Source organism: Paenibacillus sp. Z6-24, assembly GCF_054161335.1.
The window spans coordinates 4039260-4059952 of the sequence record NZ_CP096398.1 but is presented as its reverse complement, the minus strand read 5'-3'; the positions used below and the strand labels follow the sequence as shown (position 1 = coordinate 4059952).

The following is a 20693-nucleotide window of genomic DNA, read 5'->3' as shown; positions in this document are numbered from 1 at the left end:
CTTGTGCTCACCGATGCAATTATGAGAACATAGGATAGAATAAGAGCGCTATCATAGACAGGAGGAAATACAATGACCAAGATTATGCCACTGGCCCGGCGCGGAATTTCAAGCAGTCGTCTGGCTCTGGGCTGTATGCCTTTTGGAGGCGGCTGGGATCAGACGCCATTTACCGATGAACATGTCAAGGAAGCGGAAGCAGCGGTGGATGCTGCGCTGTCGATCGGCATCACCATGTTCGATCATGCGGATATTTATACAAAAGGCAAAGCAGAGCAGGTATTCGGACGTGTGCTGCATAACCGCCCGGAACTGCGCGAACGGATCGTCATCCAATCCAAATGCGGGATTCAGCTGCAGGACGATGATCTGCCTGGCCGTTTTAATTTCTCCAGGGAACATATTCTAAATTCAGTCGATGGGAGTCTGGAGCGTCTGGGCACCGAGTATCTGGATGTACTGCTGCTGCACCGCCCGGATCCGCTGGTGGAACCGGAAGAGGTAGCCGAAGCTTTTGCTGCACTCAAAGCTTCCGGTAAAGTACGCTATTTTGGCGTATCCAACATGAGTGCTGCACAGATTGCTTTCCTGCAGCAGGCGATACCGGATTCCTTTGCCGTTAATCAGCTGGAGATGAGTCTCGGACATCTGCACTTTATCGATCAGGGTGTACATGTGAATCAGGCGGCGGGCACAGCGGTAAACTTTGCAGAGGGATTGATGGAGTACTGTCGTGCACAGGATATTCAGCTTCAGGCCTGGGGACCGCTCGCACAGGGCAAATTCTCCGGCCGCAATGCGGAAGAGGAACCAAAGCATATTCAGGAGACGGCCCGGCTCGTACAGCAGCTGGCGAATGAAAAGGAGACAACTCCCGAAGCGATTGTGCTCGGCTGGCTGATGCGTCATCCGGCAATGATCCAACCGATTATCGGTACGGCCAATCCACAGCGGATCCAGGCCTGCCAGGATGCTGAACGCCAATCTCAGCTGATGACCCGGGAAGAATGGTATACTCTGTATGTAAGCGCAAGAGGGGAATCCTTGCCATAAAAGATTCGAAAAGCAGTTGCAAAGAGCAGGGCATAACTACAGCCCTGCTCTTTTTTTCTTGAAAATGATACTTAAAAAAGTAAATGGCCCAGCTGATTGAAGACAGGGTGACAACATAAAAATAAATGGGATAATAGCTAAAAGATTACATAGGAGGTCAGTAAAAGGCATGAATACGGATATAAACTCAGTCAGATAGCTAAAATTTTAAATATTTTAATTAGGTATATAAAGGGAACATACGATCTTTTGTTGGGATAAATAGCATAATTGATTACAATTAAAATGTCTTTGTAACAAAAATGTAATAAAATTAAACGCTTACTATTGTCCTATTACCAAAGAGAATAAAAATAAAAAAAGTAACAATAGACCATGATTATAAGTTAGCAAATACCCTTATGATATAAGGTTTTTTGCAATTATTTTTACTTAAAATACCATAAATGTTAGATAAGAATCTATACCAGCCTAGGTCTCTCAGCATTTGTTCATTCAAAGAAAAAAATAATTTATCTTAATAATTGGAAAATTTATCATGTAAATTATTCGATTAGAGTATATAATATGTTACAAATCAATAAAGTTATTCAAAACGAATAACAAATGGGTAAAGGTAACAATGAGTAAATTTGCTCGGTGATTAATTAACAACCTGTATACCTGTTAAACAAACCGTTCATCCAAGCAGAGTTTGTCGAAGCGATGATTTTACGTTTTTTCGTAAATGGTTCAGGTCTAACAACAGATGTAATTGTTCGCAGCAGATCAAGAGAGTGGACAGGAGGGAGAAATCAGATGATAATTGCGGATGATAAAACTAACTTATTAAATAAACAGTTGATTCGTGCGCAGCAATCAGACGGATTCAGGCCCCTGGCTGCCAGCGGTTTGAATGGCAGCAAAACAGACAAGTACATATCTTGTACCTTGCCCGATGCCTTGCTGACGGAGACAGAGGTATACCAGGTAATCTCTTTTATTGAGCATCATCAACGGCGTCTCCTGCATTATAGGAAGCAGCACGATCAACTCAAGCAGTACAGTAAAAAGCTGCTGCATGAGATGCCGAGAGTTTATTATTCCACACCAATACAGTAACTGATTTATAAATACACAGATATTGAAATAACTAACCACCAAAGGGGGTGCAGGCATGAGTGCAACAGCTGGAATCTGGGACATGGCAGGACGGCATAACAGCGAAGAATTGCAGCAGCAGGGCAATCGTATGATGCAGAGTATGGAGAAATATCCTGCTGATGCTTCGGCAGTATGGCAGGGGGAGCATCTTTTCCTCGGCTGCCATGACCAGTGGGTGACACCGGAAGCGGTGAATCAGCAAGTGCCCTACTATGATGCGGTTCGACGAATGGCGATCACGGGCGATGTCATTATCGATAATCGTGAGGAGCTGTTCGGCCAGCTGGGATTAAATGCTTCCCTGATCGATATACCCGATATCATGCTGCTGCTGCATGCCTATGATAAATGGGGCGAGCAGATGCCTCGTTATCTGAACGGCGACTTCGCCTTTGCTATCTGGGATGAATCCAGACAGCAGCTGTTTTTGGCCAGAGACTGGTCCGGTAACCGGACGCTCTACTATTACCAGACCGCAGAGAAGTTCATGTTTGCCAGTACGATGGAAGCCCTTTTCCAGACCGGGGATGTGAGCAAGAAATTATCCACTCCGTGGATGGCGGAATTCCTGACGACAGTCGCTATGGAAGAATCGACCGATATTCAGGCAACAGTATACGAGCAGATCAATCAGCTGCCTCCGGCACATGCGATGATACTGTCTGCAGACAAATCATCCATTTACCAGTACGGAACCCTGCTGCCGGATGAACCGCTGCGGCTCAAGTCGGATGGCGAGTATGTGGAAGCATTCCGCGACGTATTTGAACGGGTCATACGAGCGAAGGTGCGTACCCGCCATGGCGTAGCAGCTACACTGAGCGGTGGACTTGATTCCGGCAGCGTCGTCAGCTATGCCGCGAAAATTCTATCCGGTCAGAACAAGCCGATTCATACATACAGCTTTGTGCCCATTCCCGGCTTCAAAGACTGGACCTCCTCACGCCTCATGGCCAATGAACGGCCGTATATTGAAGAGACCGTGAGACATGTCAGCAAAATCCATCCTGTGCATGATACGTATATGAATTTTGCCGATCGGAGTCCCCTTAGTGAAGTGGAACACTGGCTTGCCCTGATGGAGATGCCTTACAAGTACTTTGAGAACTCTTTCTGGATTCGCGGCATTTTCGAACAGGCGCAGAAGCAGGGAGCAGGTGTACTGCTCACGGGAGCACGGGGGAACTTTACGATCTCCTGGGGACCGGCGATTGAATATTATGGTGAGATGCTCAAGAAATTCCAGTGGATTCGCCTGTATCAGGAAATGAAGCTGTACAGTCAGAATGCCGGCATACGGCGCAAGAAGATCATTCAGCAGATTCATCAGTCCGCCTTTCCCCAGTTGAGCCGCAGTACCCGCGATCTGGGACGGCCGGATGCGTTGAAATGGATTAATCCGGAGCTGGCGGAGCGAACCGGAATGGCGGAGCGAGTACGACGGGCCGAGCTTGATCTGGTCGGCAGTGATACGATGAGCGATCAGGATATCCGGCTTGGCAAGTTCTCCAACCTGGCGACGGCCAACAAGGACGGTGCAGTCACCTCCAAGATCTCAATGGGCTACGGTGTCTGGGAACGCGACCCAACCAACGACCCGCGGATTATCAAGTTCTGTCTGTCGGTTCCATATAACCAGTATGTGCAAAATGGAATGGATCGCGCGCTTATCCGGCGTGCAACAGCCGGAGATCTGCCGGACAAGATCAGGCTCAATCAGAAAGTACGCGGTCTGCAGCCTGCCGACTGGGTACAGCGTATGCTGCCGATGTGGCCTGCTTTTACGAGCGAGATCCGCGAGATCTGCCGGGACCCGGCAGCTGCGCAGTGGATGAACACCGGCAATATTATGGAAGCCCTGAAGGAAGTGGGAGATTCACCAACCGCTGAAGCGGCATTTAATCCGGCTACACGCTTGCTGATGCGCAGTCTCATCGTGGGACGCTTTATCCGCAGCTTAGCATAGCAAGGTATACCCTATAAAGGAGGTGAATAATGAACATGACAAAAATGGAATGGCAAGCTCCAGAAATGCAGGTCCTGGATGTGAATGAAACTGCAGCTGGTAAAGGCTGGAGAGTCATTGACTGGGTTACTTACGATGATGCCGATCTGTACAACCCGGGCAGCTAATTGTCGCATGTTAAAGGGGTAAGTTGCACGACCAATCTATCCAAAACATTTGAGGAGGAAAATCTCATGAAAAACGAAAAAATGCAATGGCAAGCTCCAACGCTGGAAGTTTTGGATGTCAATGAAACAGCAGCCGGTAAAGGCTGGAAAGTCATTGACTGGGTTACTTACGACGATGCGGATCTCTACAACCCAATTGGCAGCTAATCTATTTACATGTAAGTAACAGGCTCACCCCTGAATCCAAAACATTTGAGGAGGAAATATCAATGAACCAGGAAAAAATGCAATGGCAAGCACCAACCTTGGAAGTTTTGGATGTTCATGAGACTGCGGCAGGTAAAGGCTGGAGAGTCATCGACTGGGTTACTTACGACGATGCGGACCTGTACAACCCGAGCTGATTTCCATATCTTATCCATAGCAAATCATTCTATTTAACGAGTAAGGAGGAACACAGGATGAAAAACGAAAAAATGCAATGGCAAGCTCCAGCGCTGGAAGTTTTGGAAATGAACGAAACTGCGGCAGGTAAAGGCTGGAAAGCAATTGACTGGGTCACTTATGATGACGCAGACCTGTACAATCCGGGCAGCTAATTGATTTAGTGCCAGGTGAAGGCTGAAAGGTCATCGACGAAGTCGAATATAAATGATGCAGATTTGCGTAAGTCTTGCTGATTGTTTTTGGTAAGCAACCTGTGTTGCTTCGTAAGACCGGCAACAATGTAATTCTCAAAGTGACCCTTATACCCCAAAAATGTATAAGGGTCCATTTTCTTCAACAGGACTTTGGCATGATGGAATCACCGGTGTGCATTAAGTTCCTGAAGCAGTAAGCAAGGGAACCTATCGGGAGGTTATTACTATTAACACGATCCAACAAACCGTATACCAAGCCTTTGGTCTGCGAATTAAAAGCGAAATTTCCTTGCCTGAGCTACAGCAAGTTAATAATACAAATAGATCAGCTGATGTGACTGTCCGCTTTGCGGATCTATCCCAGTGGGCGGAAGCGATCTCTACCCGTGAGACCAACTTTACGATGCAGCCGCCAGGCTTTATGTTCCAGATGCCGGATACCGGCATTTTCTGTATTCATGAGGGCAGTAGTATCGTAATTGACCCATCCCCTCAGGTCAGTGAAGCTAAGCTGCGCCTGTTTGTATTGGGCACCTGCATGGGCATTCTGCTGATGCAGCGTGACATTTTCCCGTTGCATGGCAGTGCGCTGCTAATCGAAGGTCAGGCGTATGCCTTTGTCGGTCATTCGGGAGCAGGGAAGTCGACGCTTGCGGCTACTTTTATGCAGGCTGGCTATCCGCTGATCACCGATGATGTGATTGCCGTAAATTATGAGAATGGAGTACCCCATGTGTATCCGGCCTACCCGCAGCAGAAGCTGTGGCAGGAGAGTTTGAATCATTTCGGGATGTCATCGGATCAGTATTCGACCTTGCATGACGAATATGATAAATTCGCAATTCCGGTCGGCGACCGCTTTTACAATCAGCCGGTGCCGCTGGCAGGAGTGTTTGAACTGGTGAAGACCGATGCACCGGAAGCGAGAATTACGGAATTGAACCGGCTGGAACGGCTTCATATTATGCTGGCCCATACGTTCCGCGGTGCGATCGTGCCGCGCCTGGGGCTGAAGCAACGTCATTTTTCCCAGATTGCCGCACTGGCAGGGGAACTGGACGCGTACCAGATCGAGCGCTCGACAACGGCTTTTACCGCACCGGCCATCATGGACAAGGTACTGGACATTATCCGCTCCAAAAATCACGCCGCATCCCGCTCCGGCAGCAATGCCTGAAGGCAGAGAGATGAATGGGCCGAGGAGATAAAAAGCCTACCCTATATCGAGATACCAATGTCTGACCATATACCAGCTTACGAGCGAAAGGGGAACCATTAATGTCTAAAAACCTGATCAATGCCGAACAGAAAATCACCCAGAATTCCAACTATATCGCCAGCGATATGAATGGAGAAAAAGTCATGTTGGATATCGAATCCGGCAAATATTACAATCTGGGCGCTATTGGAGGCCGAATCTGGGATATCAGCGAAAATCCTGTTACTGTCGATGAGATTGCAGCTGTACTGGTACAGGAATACGAAGTTGAACCGGAAGTATGCAAGCAGCAGGTGAGAACATTTGTAGAAAAAATGCTGCAGGAAGGGCTGGTTGAGGTCAATGGCGCAGCCGTTCGCTAAATTGTCCAAAGTAGCCAAACTGCGCAGCTATCCGGCTTCGATGCGCAAGCTGATGCTGGAAGCCCTGTTCTACCTGGCCTGGGGGCGTATCATGAAGATGCGTCCTTTTGCCAAAGTATCGCCTTCTCTCGGTGATTACATGCAGGAGACCCCGTATGAGTCGGATCGGGATGCCCATCGTGAGGCGGTACAGATCTCCAAAGCGCTGCATCTGGTCAGTCCGCATGTGTTCTGGGAAACGGAATGTCTCGTTATGGCCTTTGCCGCGATGAAAATGCTTGAACGCCGCAAGCTGCCGAGCACGCTCTATCTGGGCATGCGTCGTGACGCCAAAGGCAGCAATGCCGCCCATGCGTGGCTGAGAAGCGGACGCTTTTACTTAACCGGCGCCAAGGAAATCGAACAGTATACGGTTGTCGGACGTTTTGCCAAGCAATTTAACTGATTATTACGAATACAGAATAAAGGAGTAAGCCATGAATAAGGAATGGGGCCTTGATCTACGGAACTTCCCTGTCGAATTGAAACTGATGCTGGATTCAATGAAGGATAAGCCTGCTGACCTGTTACTGGCTGGCGTGGAATCTGCGCTGGACTGGCAGGAGTTCAGTTCGCTGTCCATGCACCACCGGGTCTATCCGACCATCCATGCGCATCTGTCCCGGCAGAGCGAACTGCTGCCTAAGGAAACGATGCAGTGGCTGAATCACAGATATCACCATAATACATTTACGATGCTGCAGCTGAGCGGTCAGATGCAAAAGGTCAGCCAGAAGCTCTCGGATGAGAATATTCCGGCTCTGCAGCTCAAAGGACCGGTACTGGCCCAGCTGCTGTATGGTGATCTGTCCCGCCGCACGTCCAAGGATCTGGATGTGCTCGTACCTATGGACCGCATCGAAGAGGCGGAGCAGGCGCTGGTAGAGCTTGGTTATACCAAGACCCAGGCAGTAGACCGGACGCTGGATAAGTGGAAATGGCGCTATAATCATGAATCCTACACCCATGAACGCACCGGGGTGGAAATCGAGCTGCACTGGCGGCTGAACGGGGATGCCGGCGCCGAGCAGAGCTTTGCTGATCTGTGGGAACGCAGACAGACGCTGACATTTGGCGGAACAGCGGTGCATATGCTCGGCAAGGAGGATTTGCTGATCTACCTCGCTGTTCATGGAGCACGTCACGCCTGGTTCCGGCTGCGCTGGCTGGCCGATATAGACAAGCTGGTCCAGATGGATATCGATTGGGAACTGCTGAGCCGTCTTGTTCGCCAGTACAAATGCAGTCATATTATCGGACAGGCATTCCTGCTGTCGGCTTCCCTGCTCGAGACACCGGTAACGCTGCAGATGGAAGTGCTGATGAATCGGCCGCGGGCGAAGGATCTGGCCCAGCGGGTCATTATCTTTATTCGGGAAAAGGTAAGCCTTTGCCCGGAACCCGAGACCGAGCAGCTCGCGAAGAAATACCGTTCCTACCAGTACGCACTGCGTACAAATGGACAGAAAGCATTGTTCTGGTGGCGCAAAATGACACCGGATGCCTGGGATATGCAGACCTTGCCGCTGCCTAAGCCGCTGCATTTCATGTATTATCCGCTGCACCCATTTCTGCTGCTGTACCGTCGTAACCAGCGCCGCAGTGCCTTGCAGCGGGAGGTGGGACAGTGAAAGAGCTTCGCAGCTATGTAGATGAACTCCGTCAATATGGCGGTAAACGGATCTATTTCTATATCGGTCTCATGCTGGTCATCAGTCTGCTCGATATGGTCACCCTGTATATGCTGGTACCGCTGCTCAGCCTGATTGGTGTATTTGGCGGCGGAGGCAGCAGTACGCTGCCGATGGCTGGACTGTTCGAACCGCTCAAGCAAATGCCGGTCACCACGACGCTGATCATTATTTTGTCCATCTACAGTCTGCTGACGATTATGCAGGGACTGATGCAGCGCAAGCAGGCGATTATGGGCGCCGAGATCCAGCAGGGATTTATCAAAAGCCTGCGTCTGCGTGTATATCGCTCGATTATGCGCTCCAACTGGTCGTTTTTCCTGCGCAAGCGCAAAGCGGATCTCAGTCATATGTTGACTACCGAACTGGCCCGGGTCAGCCAGGGTACCAATCTGGTGTTGATGCTGTCCACTTCGCTGCTGTTTACCGTGATTCAGATCGGATTCGCCATGGTGCTGTCATTCAAAATGACGCTGCTGGTAATGATCGGCGGCGGATTGCTGGCGCTGTATTCGCGCAAATTTGTTCGCAGATCCAAGTCCTACGGGGACAAGATGACCCAGCTGTCGCAGGACTATTTCTCCGGGATTCAGGAGAACCTGAATGGTATCAAGGATATCAAAAGCAATATGCTGGAAGCATCGCATTTTGACTGGTTCCGCAAAATGGCCAACAAGCTGGAGTATAACCTGATCCAGCAGATTCGCTTGAATTCGGCGACACAGCTTATCTACAAGCTGATCTCGGTTGTGTTTATCGTGGGCTTTATCGTATTGTCTGCACAGGTATTCAAGCTGCAGCCAGAGCGTTCGGTGCTGATCGTACTGATCTTTGCCCGGTTGTGGCCGAGATTCAGCGGGATTCAGTCGTATCTGGAATACATAGGTGCATTGCTGCCTGCCTTCCGCGCACTGTCCAAGCTGCAGGCCGAATGTGAACAGGCCGAGGAATCGTATCGTCCGGTCGGCTACGGTCAGGGACCGGTACAGCCGCTGCAGGAAGGAATCCGCTGTGAGCAGGTATCGTTTCGCTACAGTGAGGAGCATGGCAATGCCCTTCAGAATATCAATCTGTTCATTCCGGCAGGTCAGATGACCGCTGTCGCCGGACGTTCGGGAGCAGGCAAGAGTACGCTGATCGATATGCTGATGGGGCTGATGGAGCCGCAGGAAGGCCGGGTTACGGTAGATGGAGAGGTACTGACCGGAGAACGCCTATTGTCCTGGCGCAATTCGATCGGTTATGTCGCTCAGGAGCCGTTTCTGTTCCACAGCAGTATTCGTGAGAATCTGCTGCTCGTGAAGCCGGATGCGAGTGAAGACGAGTTGTGGGAAGCATTGTCTTTTGCCGCCTGTGAAGAGTTTGTGCGGCAGCTGCCCGCTGGACTGGATACGGTCATTGGGGACCGGGGAGTTCGCCTGTCCGGAGGAGAGCGTCAGCGTATCGTGCTGGCCCGTGCCATTCTGCGCAAGCCGGAAGTGCTGATTCTCGATGAGGCGACCAGCTCACTCGATACGGAGAATGAAGCCAAGGTGCAGCTCGCTCTGGAGAAGCTGAAAGGCAAGATCACGCTGATCGTGATCGCCCACCGTCTGTCCACGATTCGCAACGCCGATCAGGTCATCGTCATGGATCAAGGCCAGATCGTACAGCAGGGCGGATTCAACCAGCTGTCCAACGAGACCAAAGGCACGTTCCACCAGCTGCTGGCGTATCAGACGGCTGCACAGTAACAGTCATTTATAATAGTTTAACAAAAAGGAACAGACGACTGCATAAGCAGTTTAATCTGTTCCTTTTTTGAATGGTAACAAGCAGGTTGGATCATAAAAATTCGATAGGAACGGCTTATTTGATGCTTTCTTTCCAGCCTTATTTCAGATCCAGCCAATCTACCTCTTCGCGGGACAGGGCAATACGTGCACCCTCATCACACGACAGCAGCTCTTCACGATTCTGTGCGCCGATCAATGCACATGTTGGAAATGGCTGATTGAGCACATAGGCGAGTGCAATCTGGATCGGAGTCGTCTGTTTCTGTCCGGCTAGCTGCTCCGCTCGGTGCAGGCGCTCCCAGTTGCCGTCGCTGTAGAACACACGCACCAGATCTTCATTGTCCCGCACTTCCGGGGTGAAGCGTCCGGTAAAGAAACCTCTCGCCTGGGACGACCAGGACAGCAGCGGCAGCTGCGTCTGTTCATGCCAGTCCAGCATCTGATGATCAGCGGATACACAGCCTGGCCAGAATGGTTCATTGGCTTTGGCCAGACTGAGATTCGGACTGTTGAAGCTGAAGCCGGTGAGTCCATGGGAAGCTGCGTAATCATTCGCTTCCTGCAGACGCTGCCAGGTCCAGTTGGAAGCCCCAATCGCTCCGACCCGTCCGGCTTCCAGATGTTCGTTAAGCGCTTCCAGAATAGTGCCTACAGCAACGGATGGATCATCACGATGCAGGGCATACAGCTCCACAAAGTCGGTCTGCAGCCGCTCCAAGCTGGTGAGCAGATCGCTGCGGATCGCTTCGGCATTCACCCGCGGTCCGTTCTGGTCATGATGCGCACCCTTGGTCAGTATCACGATGGATTCCCGGTTACTGCGCTCCTGCATGTATTTGCCGAGCACTTCCTCGCTCTCGCCGCCGCAGTAAATATGGGCGGTATCTACCGTACTGCCGCCAATCGACAGAAAAGCGTCCAGATTGTCTGCAGCTTTCTCGTACGTATCATGCCTGAAATAGTCAGTGCCTTTGATCAGCCGGGAGACCGGTTTGCGGGCGCCTTCAATATGGATATATTCCACTTGACATCGCTTCCTTTCGCAGAGCAAATTTTACTTGTATATTGTGATTATAATGAATTCAAAAAGGCTTGGAAATGATAATATATTGAATAAGGTTAACACAATATTGTCATTAGAGAAGGTGAAGAAGATCAGACAGACGGTACTGCTTACGCTGCAGGAACAGCCGTATTTTTGTCTCCCTGAGTCGGTCGGACACTACCATCAGCAGCCGGAACATTCCGTGCTGAGGGAAGAGGGAGCGCTGAATAACTTCAATATTCATTATGTAGCTGCCGGGAAAGGATATGTGGAGGTGGAAGGAACGGTGCATGAGCTGCGCAGCGGTCAGGCGGTGCTGTATTTTCCGCATCAGCGTCAGCGGTATTACAGCAGTGAAGATGATCCGTGGGATGTACGGTGGGTTCATTTCTACGGGGAACGTCTGCATGACTATATGATCGAGCGGGGATTTCACCGGCATCTGCTGTGGACGCTGCGTCAACGGGAGGCATGGGAGATGGCGCATCTGGCTCTGTTGGAAGAGGCAGAGCAGCACCGGATGCTGCACCCGGCACTGTTATCCACCCTGACTTATGCCGTACTGGCGGAATTTGTCCATCAGGCAGTGCCGCTGAAGAACCGGCGGGCCGGCCAGGCAGAGAACCGGATATTAAGCCTGCTGCCGCAGATGCAGCAGGAAGCCTGTGAGCCTTTTCTGCTGCAGGACTGGGCGGACCGGGCAGGTGTGAGTGTGCATTATTTCTGCCGTCTGTTCAAAAGTGTGGTCGAGATGACGCCGCTGGAATTCGTCACCCGTTCGCGATTGCAGATGGCCAAGCAGTGGCTGCTGGAGCGACCGGACCGCCATATCGGCCAGATTGCTGAGGATGCGGGCTATCCGAGCGTCAGCTATTTTAATCGGCAGTTCCTGGCCAGGGAAAAGATGACCCCGACCGAGTACCGCAGACTGTATTGGAGCTGAAGCTGCTTCTGGTCGATCAGCCAGATCCTTTTATATGGCTGTGAACGGGAGCAGCTTCAGCAGTCAGTGGATTAGCGCGATACATCCATGCTTGGCACGCCTGCCAGCTCCAGCGTCTCCATGATCAGCATGACGGATTCCTCGACAGACAGGAACTCGGTGTTAATAACCAGCTCTGGTTGCTCCGGTACCTCATAGGGAGCACTGACCCCGGTAAACTCGGGAATCTCACCGCTACGAGCCCGGTGATAGAGTCCCTTGGGATCACGCTGTTCACACACTTCCAGTGAGCAGTTGACATAGATCTCGCAAAAGTCCTGCGGCTGGAACATCTCCCGGACCATCTGCCGGTCGGACGCATGAGGCGAGATCAGGGCAGCGATAACGATCTGTCCGCTATCGAGCAGCAGACGGGCGACTTCTCCGATCCGGCGCAGATTCTCCCGGCGATCCTGTGGAGCAAAGCCAAGGTCACGGTTCAGCCCCTGCCGCACCCGATCGCCGTCCAGTACATAACAGAGCTGGCCGCGCAGGAACAGCTCCTGCTCCAGTGCAAAAGCGAGTGTCGACTTGCCTGATCCGGGCAATCCGGTCAGCCACAATACCCGTCCTTTTTGCCGATAATGCCGTTCGCGATCGGCACGTGTAACAGAAGGATAGCCTGCTGTTACATGACGCTGTGATTCTGTCATAAATATGCTCCTTTATTCACCAGATGGATTTACTTTATCATAACAGCAATGCTTCCTGATTGTCTCTAGGCGATATCTGCGGATACAGGGAGGAATGACAATTCCGGCAAATAAAATCCCCCCATCCGCAGCGAAAGATCCTTCGCTGTGGATGGGGGGTGGAGGTCGATCTATGCTGATGGCTGTATTCTGGGAGCCATTACAGCGGATTAGCGTCTGTCATTCCAGAAGTTCAGCGGGCTTACCTGCTTGTCCAGTATTTTGAACTGGTAGCCTTGCGCCTTGAGCTCTTTGAGTACGGATGGCAGTACTTTGAGGGTGGCCGGCTGATCATGCATCAGTATAACCGGGTCCATGCCGCGGCGTTCAGCGGATTTCACTTCGCTCATGACGTTGTTGCAGACCTTCTGGTGGTCTTTTTTGTATTTCCAGTCTAGGGAATCCACATTCCAGTCCCACAGATGGAAACCGCCGGTACTCAGCATAATATCCCGGTAGGATTTTTTGAGATACGGCTTGCTGCCATAAGGGGTACGGACGAGGCTGGTGTACTTGCCGGTTACCTTATGCAGGCTCTCGTTGGCACCTTTCATTTCCTTGTAGGCGCTGTATGGAGAGCTGTAGAACTTGCTAACCACATGAGTAACACCATGCAGTCCAAGCCCGTTGCCTTCTTTGACAATTCGCTTGGTCGCTGCAGGAAAATGCTCCATATGCGGTCCAAGCATAAAGAAAGTCGCTTTGGCATTGTACTGATCGAGAATATCAAGCAGCTGCATCGTATGTGCGGTAGGTCCATCGTCAAAGGTCAGATAGATCACTTTGGATGAATGCGATTTGTTTTTGCTGGCGCCTTCCGACTTGGCAGCAGTTGCTGTCTGGGGAATCAGCAGTACGGCGATGAGTAGAACGAGTAACCATTTTTGCTTATGTAACATGAATAAGACGCTCCTTACCTGCAATTTTCTGTATCCATCATAACAAGACAGGAAGCCATGAATCTTCCGTAAATAGATACTATTGCATAACATTTTTGTTACATTAATCGCCAGGAAACTACAAAAACGTCAAATTGCAAATATTGCAAATTAAAAAACCGGGCCTAAAGACAGATTGGTGGGCTGTAAGTCGCATCGTATCTCTACGCAATATACAGACTATTGCAGTATATGGACGATTACATAAAATAAACTGAAGCAGCGCGGAAGAGAAAGACTCTTTTCCGCGCTGCTTCGGTTATAGATTCTATTCTTATTGCTGCAAGAGTGCTGACCAGCCGGCATAATCATGCACGGCAATTCCGGCAAACGACTCATGTGTGCCAGCCTGCTTGACCACTCTGGCAAGCTGGTTATTCAGATAGGCAGAGCCTTCTTCGTAGAAGGTGATATTATCGCCTTCCGCAGAAGGATTGGTCTCTACCCCTACATAGACAGGTGTCCCGAGAGCATCACCTTCGGCGAGTTGGGCTTCGGCGACATCCAGAATTCCGGAGGCGGTATCACGGTAAGCCATGATCGTAATGGAATCGTACTGCTGCATCATCCAGCTGCTGAGCGTCGCAGATTTGTCAGCGTTCAGCAGGGTATGCAGCCAGAACGGGATATCGGCGGAAGCGGGGATATTCAGCGTATATGCAGCCTGTACGACCTGCTGCACACTTTGCTGCCAGCCGGCGATAACGCTGGACTGGTCACTGCGCCATTCAGGCAGCAGATAAGGCTCGATATCAATATGGATACCGCTGAACTTCTCATCTGCAGAGGCATTATTCTGATACGTGGCAATCCAGTCAAGCGTGGCCTGAAGTTCATGACGCCGGGAATCCAGCGCCCAGGAGGGGGCTCCATCTAATGCCTGCACGGCAATTCCTTGTGCAGAAGCGGCAGAGATGAAGCGTTGGTAGTAATCAGCCTCCAGATCGGCATTGACCTGCAGGTAGATCAGATTCACGTTCTGGGCTGTTGCAAAAGATAAAATACTGGCCGTAGAATCCACAATGAGCTGTGTGTTCCACAGCCAGGTCGCTTTCTGAGTCGATTGGGCATGAGCGGGTGTCATCGGGAATCCTCCTAACAAGAGTAATAATACTATAGAGAGGATAACCATTTTGTATCGGAAATATACGGTATTTCTCATGGTGAATCGGACTCCTTCGAGTCATACCCCATCAGGTATTCATCGGCAACCGGCTGTCATAGTGTGACCCTGCCCTCACACCTTAGACCCTTGGCTTTGCGTATTCACCTTTCGGTGAATTTGCCCTGATCAAATATGATAAAAAATATAGTCAGCATCAACTGCTGCATGCATTCTCAAGGAGATTGCATAGCCTATATATCGTCAGATTAGCTAAGTTTCTAAATAGAATATTCGTATTTAGACGACAAAAATTGACATTTTTATTGCGGACGTATTATTGGAACAAAAACCAACAAAAAACCGGCGCAGTGGAAAGCGCCGGTTCAGTGTGCTGTCTTATTTTGTTTTCTCGGGTTCCGGATAGTCCACACCTTTGGTGTCTACCGTTACTTTTTTCATTACAGGCGGAGTCTCCGGTTTGTCATTCGCGTCTCTTGGCAGATTGACGATTTTGTTGACTTCATCCATGCCGCTGATCACTTTACCAAATGCGGCATACTCACCATCCAGATGCGGAGCGTCCGCTACCATCAGGAAGAACTGGGAGCCGGCAGAGTTCGGATCGCCTGCACGTGCCATCGACAGTACGCCTGCCGTATGCTTCAGATCATTTTGCACGCCATTGGACTTGAATTCGCCCGGAATGCTGTAGCCCGGATCACCGGAGCCATCGCCTTTGGGATCGCCACCCTGGATCATGAAGCCCGGGATGACGCGGTGGAAAGTAAGGCCGTCATAGAATCCTTTTTTGACGAGAGAAATAAAGTTGTTGACGCTGTTCGGTGCAGCTTTGGGATACAGCTCGATCTCGATCTTCTGGCCGTCGTCCATTTCAACGGTAACGATTGGATCATTGGCCTGCTTGAAGTCGGCGGAATTGTCGTTTGCGGATTCGGTCTGTGCCGTATCTGTCGCCGCAGAGCCGGCCTCGCTGGAGCTTTCCGTAGAACCGGTGCTGCCGCTGGAGCCGTTTGTCTCCGTGCCTGTGGAAGTTCCGGTCTGGCCGGAAGTGGAACTGCCTGTTCCATTGTTGTTGCCGCAGCCTGCGATGATCAGGAACAGCGCTGCAAATACGAGTACAAATACAACATTTTTACGCGATTGGCGTAGCATAGATGTGCTCACTCCTTATGGGTTGTAAGTTCCTCGGCACGCAGTCTGCCGTTACGCGAAATGGTCGGCATTTCACCGGGATATGACGCATAACAGACAGGCCGTGCTGCAGGACATATACTATGACTTTAAACCAAGGCAGGGGGATGAAGCAAATATGGATATAAACGGATAATTTATTTACCGCAGATGTCCGGACAGGGCAATAACCGCCGTAATCGTAAATACATTGACAATTGTGGAGATTAGTACCGTCTGAGCGGCAAAGTCCGGTTCATTGCGATATTCTTCCGCAAGTATCGACGTGTTGACGCCTGTCGGCATGGCGGAAGCGATGAGTAGCGCCTGAGCCGGAATACCATGCATATCGAGCAGTAGAATCAGCATCAGCCCGATCAGCGGGCCGCCGAACAGCCGCAGTACCATGCTGATATAGATATCACTGCGATAGAGCCGCAGCGGGTACTTGACGATCTGCGCGCCAAGCGTGATCAGCGCGATCGCTACCATGGACTGCTGGGCATAGGTGAGCGGCTGGGCGAGTACGGTCGGCAGCGGAAGCGCCAGCGCATGCATAATCAGGCCGAGCGCGAGCGCATAGGGGACCGGCATTTTCAGAAATCCGATAATGACGCTGCGATAATTGCCCTGCAGCCGGGAACCCTGGATGGAGATAACTCCATATGTAAAGGTCAGCAGGCTCTGCAGCGACATGATCAGCGCCTGCATGGAGGCCGCCAGCGGCTCTCCGCTGAAGACAAGCTGATTGACCGGCAGACCGTAATTGCCGGAGTTGTCCAGCATGATGCTGTTATTAAAAGCCGCCTTTTTCCCGGCCTTGTAGCCCATGATTTTTGAGGTGAGGGAGCCGAGAATGTACAGAATCAGCACATACAGCGCATAAAAAAGAATAACACTGCCGAGCAGCTCGGGATTCATATTGGAATGATACAGGCTCATAAAAACTGTCGCCGGGGTAATACAGTAAAAATTGATTTTGGATAATGTGTACAGATCCAGCTGGAAAATCCGCTGCAGCACCGAACCGACGATGATCAGCACGATGATCGGCAGAACCACGCTGTACAGAATGGTTAAAAACAAGGGATTCACTTCTTTCTATGTGTGTTATCGCTATAGCTGTTGCCATGAAGTACTCCTGTGCCGGTGTCTCTCTGTCCCGGCAGTCTGGTAAAAAGTATAACATAATCTTCCATGCGAAAAAGGCAATCATGGGATTTGACAGAAGTTACTCTTCCAAATAAAAGGGGGCTGTAGTTATGTATATACGGTTATATATATAAGGGAAAAACAGCTTCTCAATCATCCCGTATGCGGATATGCAGGGCATCTCGCTGCACAGCAAAAAGGCAGAAATCCATGTACCCGATTTCTGCCTGATCCAGGCGGATTGAACTGTCCGTCTGCTGACCCGTCTATATCCATACCAGTGTGTCCTTACTGTATCCAATCGGCCAGTGCCCTGCTTCATACAGCCGGATCATTGTCTGCCAGCAGCTGCCCAGACCATAGTAACATTCCACTGCGTACTGCCGATAAGCATAAGCGGCTGCCTGACGTGCAGCTGTCTTAAAATCATGAGGCCGACAGACTAACGTATCAGGCCGTGCACTGCGGGTCTGGCGCAGCACCGCCTGATTGATCTGCTTGCGCATCTCCAGCAGTTCCGGCTCATGAGAAGATGCCGGGTTCTGTTGGAGACGAGGGCAGCCAGCGTACCTTCTGCTGCAGCTTCATCCATTCCGACAGTACCGGCTCTATGAAGGCCTCCCGCACATCCGGCAGCTGCATATTATAAAGAAAAGGCGAAGCCGGGTAGGAGATCAGCGTTGCCAGCTCTTCGGTTGGCGGCTGACCGTGGGAAGCGAAAAAGGAAATCCCGGCGATCCGCTCCAGCTCATGATCCAGATCCATCATACGGAAGTGTTTTTCTGGAGCGGCAGATACAGATGAACACCTTCACTGCGCAGACGCTCGGTCCATTCTTCTTCCTTTTCCTGCAGCTTGTCCTTCATTCGTTCATACGGATTCTCCAGCGGTTTCAGCACTTCCAATACATTCACCTCAAACTGATCCTTACCCAGCCGTGTCCAGTCCGCTTGCAGCTCCCGATGAATAAAGCTCCCCAGCTCCAGCGAAAACAAAGACCCATTAATGGTGCGAAGATTAGGCGTACTGGTCACCCATACCTTTTGCTCCGGAATATTGCGCACTTCATAAATGCCAGCCTGTATCGGCATCTCCTTGTACTGCTCCTGCAGTTCTTTTCTGCGATCCATTCTGTTCAGCTCCTGTAATAGACTTTTAATAGATGCATACCAATATAATATAGATAATAATTATAAATGTCTAGTTATTAATTAGACGGGATGGCAGAAATGCAGCTGGAAGGTCAAGCTGTTGGCAAATGGGTAATAATAAGCGTTTGGCACCTAAAATGCGAGGCAATTGTATTGCACGATAGCGAACGTTAAAATAAAGGAAACTACTATTTGCCGCCTATCCCCAGGCGCGCTGAACATATATGGAAACAGACCCAACATGCACAGGGAAGCATTTCCTCCCTTTTTTCCACAAATAGAATGAAAAAGCATATAAGGATGTGGAGTATTGAATAAATGGCTTAAATTGATTTTGCTGCTCGTCGGATCGGCTGTTCTTACGAGGCTGATTCCGTTTTCCTCGCTGTTCCGCAATCTGGATACAATGATCCATGAGTTCTGCCATGCGATCGTGACACTGATGACCTCCGGGCGGGTCAACCGGATTGAACTCAATGCCGATCACAGCGGCGTCACCTATTCGATGATTACGTCAGCCTGGAGCGGACTGCCGATCGGGCTGGCTGGGTATATGGGTTCTTCGTTATTCGTCATCGGGCTGTTCTATCTGTACCACAAGCGGCAGCAGCGGATCGGGATTATCGTAACTGCCGGTATAGCGCTCATTATGCTGCTGTTGTATGTACATCAGGGATTCGGAGTTATCTGGCTGATCGGATTCGTGATTGTGAGCATTCTGATGCTGATCAGTCCGGAGTGGCTGCGCAACGGCTATTATTTGCTCATTATGTTTTTGACACTGGAAGAGTCGGTACTGTCTTCCCTGACCATTCTGATTATGGCGGTCACCCAGCCGGGTGCGGCAGGCGATGCGACCGGATTGGCACGTCAGTTTATGCTGCCTGCTGTAGTATGGGGTATTGTATTCGCCGGGTTCTCGCTGTGGTGTGCCAAAATCTCTGCCCAGCTCTTTCTGCGCCAGCGTAAGCCGCTGCGTATTGGCAGCTCTTCAACATTAGGAGGAGGAGCCAGATGAATGATTTGATCTATCGCAGCCGCCCATGGGCGATGCGAGGCGCAAGTATACAGATTGATCCGTTATTCCCTTATTATGCGGACCGTTCTCCGGACAGTATCGCGGATGAGCTAATGCTCGCTGGTTACCGGACCGTGCACTATTTTGTCGTCAATGAGCAAAAGGTCGACCAGTGGCTCGTCGAAGCCCTCCAGAAAAGAGAGATTGCAGTTTGGGCACTGGTGCTCGGCAACGGAACGTTCAGCGTAGAGCATGCACCGCCATCCTGGGCTTCCTGGAAAATGGAGCTGCTGCGCCCGATCAATGACGGGTTCGAACGTTTTTCCCATTTCTCGGCGGATTATATCCAGTGGAAAAAGGAAGTACTCTCCTATCTGCTGGAAAATGTGCCGTTCGACGGGGTGGAAGTCGCCGAGCCGTATTTCCCGGAATGGAACGGCATTGCGCGCGGAGTATACGGCGATGTGGGACCGCTGGCCAGACAGGCTTTTCGTGAACGGTACGGAGAGAACATTCCCGAATTTGTAGATGAGTCGGCCTCCAATTATTACAAACGTGTCCCCGATATTTACAAAGCATGGACGGATCTGCGTGTCGATGCTGTCAACCATCTGATCGATGAGTTAATGAATGGAGAAAGAGGGGCACGTCAGGTGCGTCCCGATATCAAGGTGGCGACCTGGTCGCTCGCTGTCCGGGAAGCGCAAGCGGCGGAGAAACTGCGCGAGTGGCAGGGACTGGACCCGCTGTCTATGATCGATCGGGTACGTCCGGATATGCATGTACTGCAGACACACTGGCCGGACTGGATGAAAAGGGGAATCGGTGCCGACTATATCCGTGAATACGAGCCGATCGCTGCACCGATTCGGGAGCGATATCCGGATCTGCCGCTCGGCATACAGGCGGATATCGGCTCCAAAGCGAGTATGATCAAAGGACGCCGCTGGGTGGATGATTTTGAACATCAGGCGTATGCCCTTGGCTATCAGACATGGACCGCGTATGAATACCATATTGGCGGCTATATGTATGCCGAGCCACCTTTGCCGTCTTCCGGGCTGCTGCTCGATGAAGATGAAGTGATGATCACCTACAATAAGCGGATTAACCCCGATTCGGTCGGCAGTGTACTGCTGTACCCATTCACCGGTCTGAGCAAGCCTTGGGAATGCAAAGTCAGCCGCTCGGCAGTGGACGGCAACCGGCTGTTCTTGCGTTTTACCCGGCCGCTGCCAGCGGCACCTTTCCAGCTGGAAATCCGTGATATCCGTGACACCCCGGACCTGTGGCTGCTCAAAGGTCGCAAGGCCAACCGTACCCCGCGCAAAACACGGGTGACGGTCATTCGTCAAAGCTAACC

General features: G+C 50.8%; 24 protein-coding genes and 1 riboswitch. Of the genes, 15 read left to right on the top strand and 9 right to left on the bottom strand.

The window, feature by feature from the left end:
• Positions 1–72 precede the first annotated feature (72 nt).
• The 12 genes from M1D61_RS17635 to M1D61_RS17580 all read left to right on the top strand — a co-directional run bounded on the left by M1D61_RS17635 (position 73) and on the right by M1D61_RS17580 (position 10014).
• Positions 73–1053: an aldo/keto reductase gene (locus M1D61_RS17635; protein WP_458119914.1), complete on the top strand. Its 981-nt coding sequence runs from the start codon at positions 73–75 to the stop codon at positions 1051–1053.
• 798 nt (positions 1054–1851) lie between these two features.
• Positions 1852–2154, top strand: coding sequence for a hypothetical protein (locus M1D61_RS17630; protein ID WP_458119913.1), 303 nt, complete (start codon positions 1852–1854; stop codon positions 2152–2154).
• A 55-nt stretch (positions 2155–2209) separates the two neighbouring features.
• Positions 2210–4162: an asparagine synthase-related protein gene (locus tag M1D61_RS17625; RefSeq protein ID WP_458119912.1), complete on the top strand. Its 1953-nt coding sequence runs from the start codon at positions 2210–2212 to the stop codon at positions 4160–4162.
• A 29-nt stretch (positions 4163–4191) separates the two neighbouring features.
• The gene (locus M1D61_RS17620; RefSeq protein WP_200897658.1) at positions 4192–4329 is read left to right on the top strand and encodes a paeninodin family lasso peptide; all 138 of its coding nucleotides are present in this window, start codon (positions 4192–4194) and stop codon (positions 4327–4329) included.
• Positions 4330–4395: 66 nt separating this feature from the next.
• Positions 4396–4536, top strand: a complete 141-nt coding sequence (locus M1D61_RS17615; RefSeq protein WP_458119911.1) for a paeninodin family lasso peptide — start codon at positions 4396–4398, stop codon at positions 4534–4536.
• A gap of 62 nt (positions 4537–4598) precedes the next feature.
• The gene (locus M1D61_RS17610) at positions 4599–4733 is read left to right on the top strand and encodes a paeninodin family lasso peptide (protein WP_458119910.1); all 135 of its coding nucleotides are present in this window, start codon (positions 4599–4601) and stop codon (positions 4731–4733) included.
• A 57-nt stretch (positions 4734–4790) separates the two neighbouring features.
• Complete coding sequence (locus M1D61_RS17605) at positions 4791–4928, top strand: paeninodin family lasso peptide (RefSeq protein ID WP_458119909.1); 138 nt, start codon at positions 4791–4793, stop codon at positions 4926–4928.
• Between the two features lie 376 nt (positions 4929–5304).
• Complete coding sequence (locus tag M1D61_RS17600; protein WP_458119908.1) at positions 5305–6147, top strand: aldolase; 843 nt, start codon at positions 5305–5307, stop codon at positions 6145–6147.
• A gap of 101 nt (positions 6148–6248) precedes the next feature.
• A complete protein-coding gene (locus tag M1D61_RS17595) occupies positions 6249–6551 on the top strand; it encodes a lasso peptide biosynthesis PqqD family chaperone (protein WP_458119907.1) in 303 nt (100 codons plus the stop codon).
• Positions 6532–6996 carry a lasso peptide biosynthesis B2 protein gene (locus M1D61_RS17590; protein WP_458122549.1) on the top strand — a complete coding sequence of 155 codons (465 nt, stop codon included), beginning with the start codon at positions 6532–6534 and terminating at the stop codon, positions 6994–6996. Before M1D61_RS17595 ends, M1D61_RS17590 begins: the two co-directional genes overlap by 20 nt.
• A 31-nt stretch (positions 6997–7027) precedes the next feature.
• Complete coding sequence (locus M1D61_RS17585; protein WP_458119906.1) at positions 7028–8221, top strand: nucleotidyltransferase domain-containing protein; 1194 nt, start codon at positions 7028–7030, stop codon at positions 8219–8221.
• Complete coding sequence (locus tag M1D61_RS17580) at positions 8218–10014, top strand: ABC transporter ATP-binding protein (RefSeq protein WP_458119905.1); 1797 nt, start codon at positions 8218–8220, stop codon at positions 10012–10014. Before M1D61_RS17585 ends, M1D61_RS17580 begins: the two co-directional genes overlap by 4 nt.
• A gap of 139 nt (positions 10015–10153) precedes the next feature.
• On the opposite strand, the gene M1D61_RS17575 is transcribed toward M1D61_RS17580, so the two are convergent.
• Entirely contained in the window at positions 10154–11080 is a 927-nt protein-coding gene (locus tag M1D61_RS17575; RefSeq protein WP_458119904.1) for an aldo/keto reductase, read from the bottom strand.
• 106 nt (positions 11081–11186) lie between these two features.
• Here M1D61_RS17575 and M1D61_RS17570 point away from each other — a divergent pair, with 106 nt between their 5' ends.
• Entirely contained in the window at positions 11187–12044 is an 858-nt protein-coding gene (locus M1D61_RS17570; RefSeq protein WP_458119903.1) for a helix-turn-helix domain-containing protein, read from the top strand.
• 71 nt (positions 12045–12115) lie between these two features.
• On the opposite strand, the gene cysC is transcribed toward M1D61_RS17570, so the two are convergent.
• From cysC to M1D61_RS17530, 8 genes are all read right to left on the bottom strand, one after another.
• Complete coding sequence (gene cysC / locus M1D61_RS17565) at positions 12116–12736, bottom strand: adenylyl-sulfate kinase (protein ID WP_458119902.1); 621 nt, start codon at positions 12734–12736, stop codon at positions 12116–12118.
• A 209-nt stretch (positions 12737–12945) separates the two neighbouring features.
• A complete protein-coding gene (locus tag M1D61_RS17560; protein ID WP_458119901.1) occupies positions 12946–13674 on the bottom strand; it encodes a polysaccharide deacetylase family protein in 729 nt (242 codons plus the stop codon).
• Between the two features lie 313 nt (positions 13675–13987).
• Positions 13988–14797, bottom strand: coding sequence for a hypothetical protein (locus M1D61_RS17555; protein ID WP_458119900.1), 810 nt, complete (start codon positions 14795–14797; stop codon positions 13988–13990).
• A gap of 119 nt (positions 14798–14916) precedes the next feature.
• A riboswitch (cyclic di-GMP riboswitch) is annotated at positions 14917–15010 on the bottom strand.
• 204 nt (positions 15011–15214) lie between these two features.
• Positions 15215–15991, bottom strand: a complete 777-nt coding sequence (locus M1D61_RS17550; RefSeq protein ID WP_458119899.1) for a peptidylprolyl isomerase — start codon at positions 15989–15991, stop codon at positions 15215–15217.
• A 180-nt stretch (positions 15992–16171) separates the two neighbouring features.
• Complete coding sequence (locus M1D61_RS17545; RefSeq protein WP_458119898.1) at positions 16172–17095, bottom strand: AEC family transporter; 924 nt, start codon at positions 17093–17095, stop codon at positions 16172–16174.
• A 332-nt stretch (positions 17096–17427) separates the two neighbouring features.
• Complete coding sequence (locus tag M1D61_RS17540) at positions 17428–17667, bottom strand: hypothetical protein (protein ID WP_458119897.1); 240 nt, start codon at positions 17665–17667, stop codon at positions 17428–17430.
• A gap of 16 nt (positions 17668–17683) precedes the next feature.
• Entirely contained in the window at positions 17684–17929 is a 246-nt protein-coding gene (locus M1D61_RS17535) for a hypothetical protein (RefSeq protein WP_458119896.1), read from the bottom strand.
• Positions 17926–18291, bottom strand: a complete 366-nt coding sequence (locus M1D61_RS17530; RefSeq protein ID WP_046213228.1) for a GIY-YIG nuclease family protein — start codon at positions 18289–18291, stop codon at positions 17926–17928. Before M1D61_RS17530 ends, M1D61_RS17535 begins: the two co-directional genes overlap by 4 nt.
• A 331-nt stretch (positions 18292–18622) precedes the next feature.
• Between M1D61_RS17530 and M1D61_RS17525 the strand changes: the two genes are divergently transcribed.
• Both M1D61_RS17525 and M1D61_RS17520 read left to right on the top strand, forming a co-directional pair.
• Positions 18623–19330: a M50 family metallopeptidase gene (locus tag M1D61_RS17525; protein ID WP_458119895.1), complete on the top strand. Its 708-nt coding sequence runs from the start codon at positions 18623–18625 to the stop codon at positions 19328–19330.
• Positions 19327–20691, top strand: a complete 1365-nt coding sequence (locus M1D61_RS17520; RefSeq protein ID WP_458119894.1) for an N-acyl-D-glucosamine 2-epimerase — start codon at positions 19327–19329, stop codon at positions 20689–20691. Before M1D61_RS17525 ends, M1D61_RS17520 begins: the two co-directional genes overlap by 4 nt.
• The last annotated feature ends 2 nt before the right edge of the window (positions 20692–20693 follow it).

Bases quoted from the DNA above. Each gene is read 5' to 3' on its own strand.
- M1D61_RS17560 (WP_458119901.1), bottom strand. From the start codon at position 13,674: ATGTTACATAAGCAAAAATGGTTACTCGTTCTACTCATCGCCGTACTG.
- M1D61_RS17555 (WP_458119900.1), bottom strand. From the start codon at position 14,797: ATGACACCCGCTCATGCCCAATCGACTCAGAAAGCGACCTGGCTGTGG.
- M1D61_RS17635 (WP_458119914.1), top strand. From the start codon at position 73: ATGACCAAGATTATGCCACTGGCCCGGCGCGGAATTTCAAGCAGTCGT.
- M1D61_RS17595 (WP_458119907.1), top strand. From the start codon at position 6,249: ATGTCTAAAAACCTGATCAATGCCGAACAGAAAATCACCCAGAATTCC.
- M1D61_RS17610 (WP_458119910.1), top strand. From the start codon at position 4,599: ATGAACCAGGAAAAAATGCAATGGCAAGCACCAACCTTGGAAGTTTTG.
- M1D61_RS17530 (WP_046213228.1), bottom strand. From the start codon at position 18,291: ATGGATCGCAGAAAAGAACTGCAGGAGCAGTACAAGGAGATGCCGATA.
- M1D61_RS17620 (WP_200897658.1), top strand. From the start codon at position 4,192: ATGAACATGACAAAAATGGAATGGCAAGCTCCAGAAATGCAGGTCCTG.
- M1D61_RS17540 (WP_458119897.1), bottom strand. From the start codon at position 17,667: ATGCGCAAGCAGATCAATCAGGCGGTGCTGCGCCAGACCCGCAGTGCA.
- M1D61_RS17605 (WP_458119909.1), top strand. From the start codon at position 4,791: ATGAAAAACGAAAAAATGCAATGGCAAGCTCCAGCGCTGGAAGTTTTG.
- M1D61_RS17625 (WP_458119912.1), top strand. From the start codon at position 2,210: ATGAGTGCAACAGCTGGAATCTGGGACATGGCAGGACGGCATAACAGC.
- M1D61_RS17520 (WP_458119894.1), top strand. From the start codon at position 19,327: ATGAATGATTTGATCTATCGCAGCCGCCCATGGGCGATGCGAGGCGCA.
- M1D61_RS17535 (WP_458119896.1), bottom strand. From the start codon at position 17,929: ATGATGGATCTGGATCATGAGCTGGAGCGGATCGCCGGGATTTCCTTT.
- cysC (WP_458119902.1), bottom strand. From the start codon at position 12,736: ATGACAGAATCACAGCGTCATGTAACAGCAGGCTATCCTTCTGTTACA.
- M1D61_RS17615 (WP_458119911.1), top strand. From the start codon at position 4,396: ATGAAAAACGAAAAAATGCAATGGCAAGCTCCAACGCTGGAAGTTTTG.
- M1D61_RS17630 (WP_458119913.1), top strand. From the start codon at position 1,852: ATGATAATTGCGGATGATAAAACTAACTTATTAAATAAACAGTTGATT.
- M1D61_RS17550 (WP_458119899.1), bottom strand. From the start codon at position 15,991: ATGCTACGCCAATCGCGTAAAAATGTTGTATTTGTACTCGTATTTGCA.
- M1D61_RS17590 (WP_458122549.1), top strand. From the start codon at position 6,532: ATGGCGCAGCCGTTCGCTAAATTGTCCAAAGTAGCCAAACTGCGCAGC.
- M1D61_RS17585 (WP_458119906.1), top strand. From the start codon at position 7,028: ATGAATAAGGAATGGGGCCTTGATCTACGGAACTTCCCTGTCGAATTG.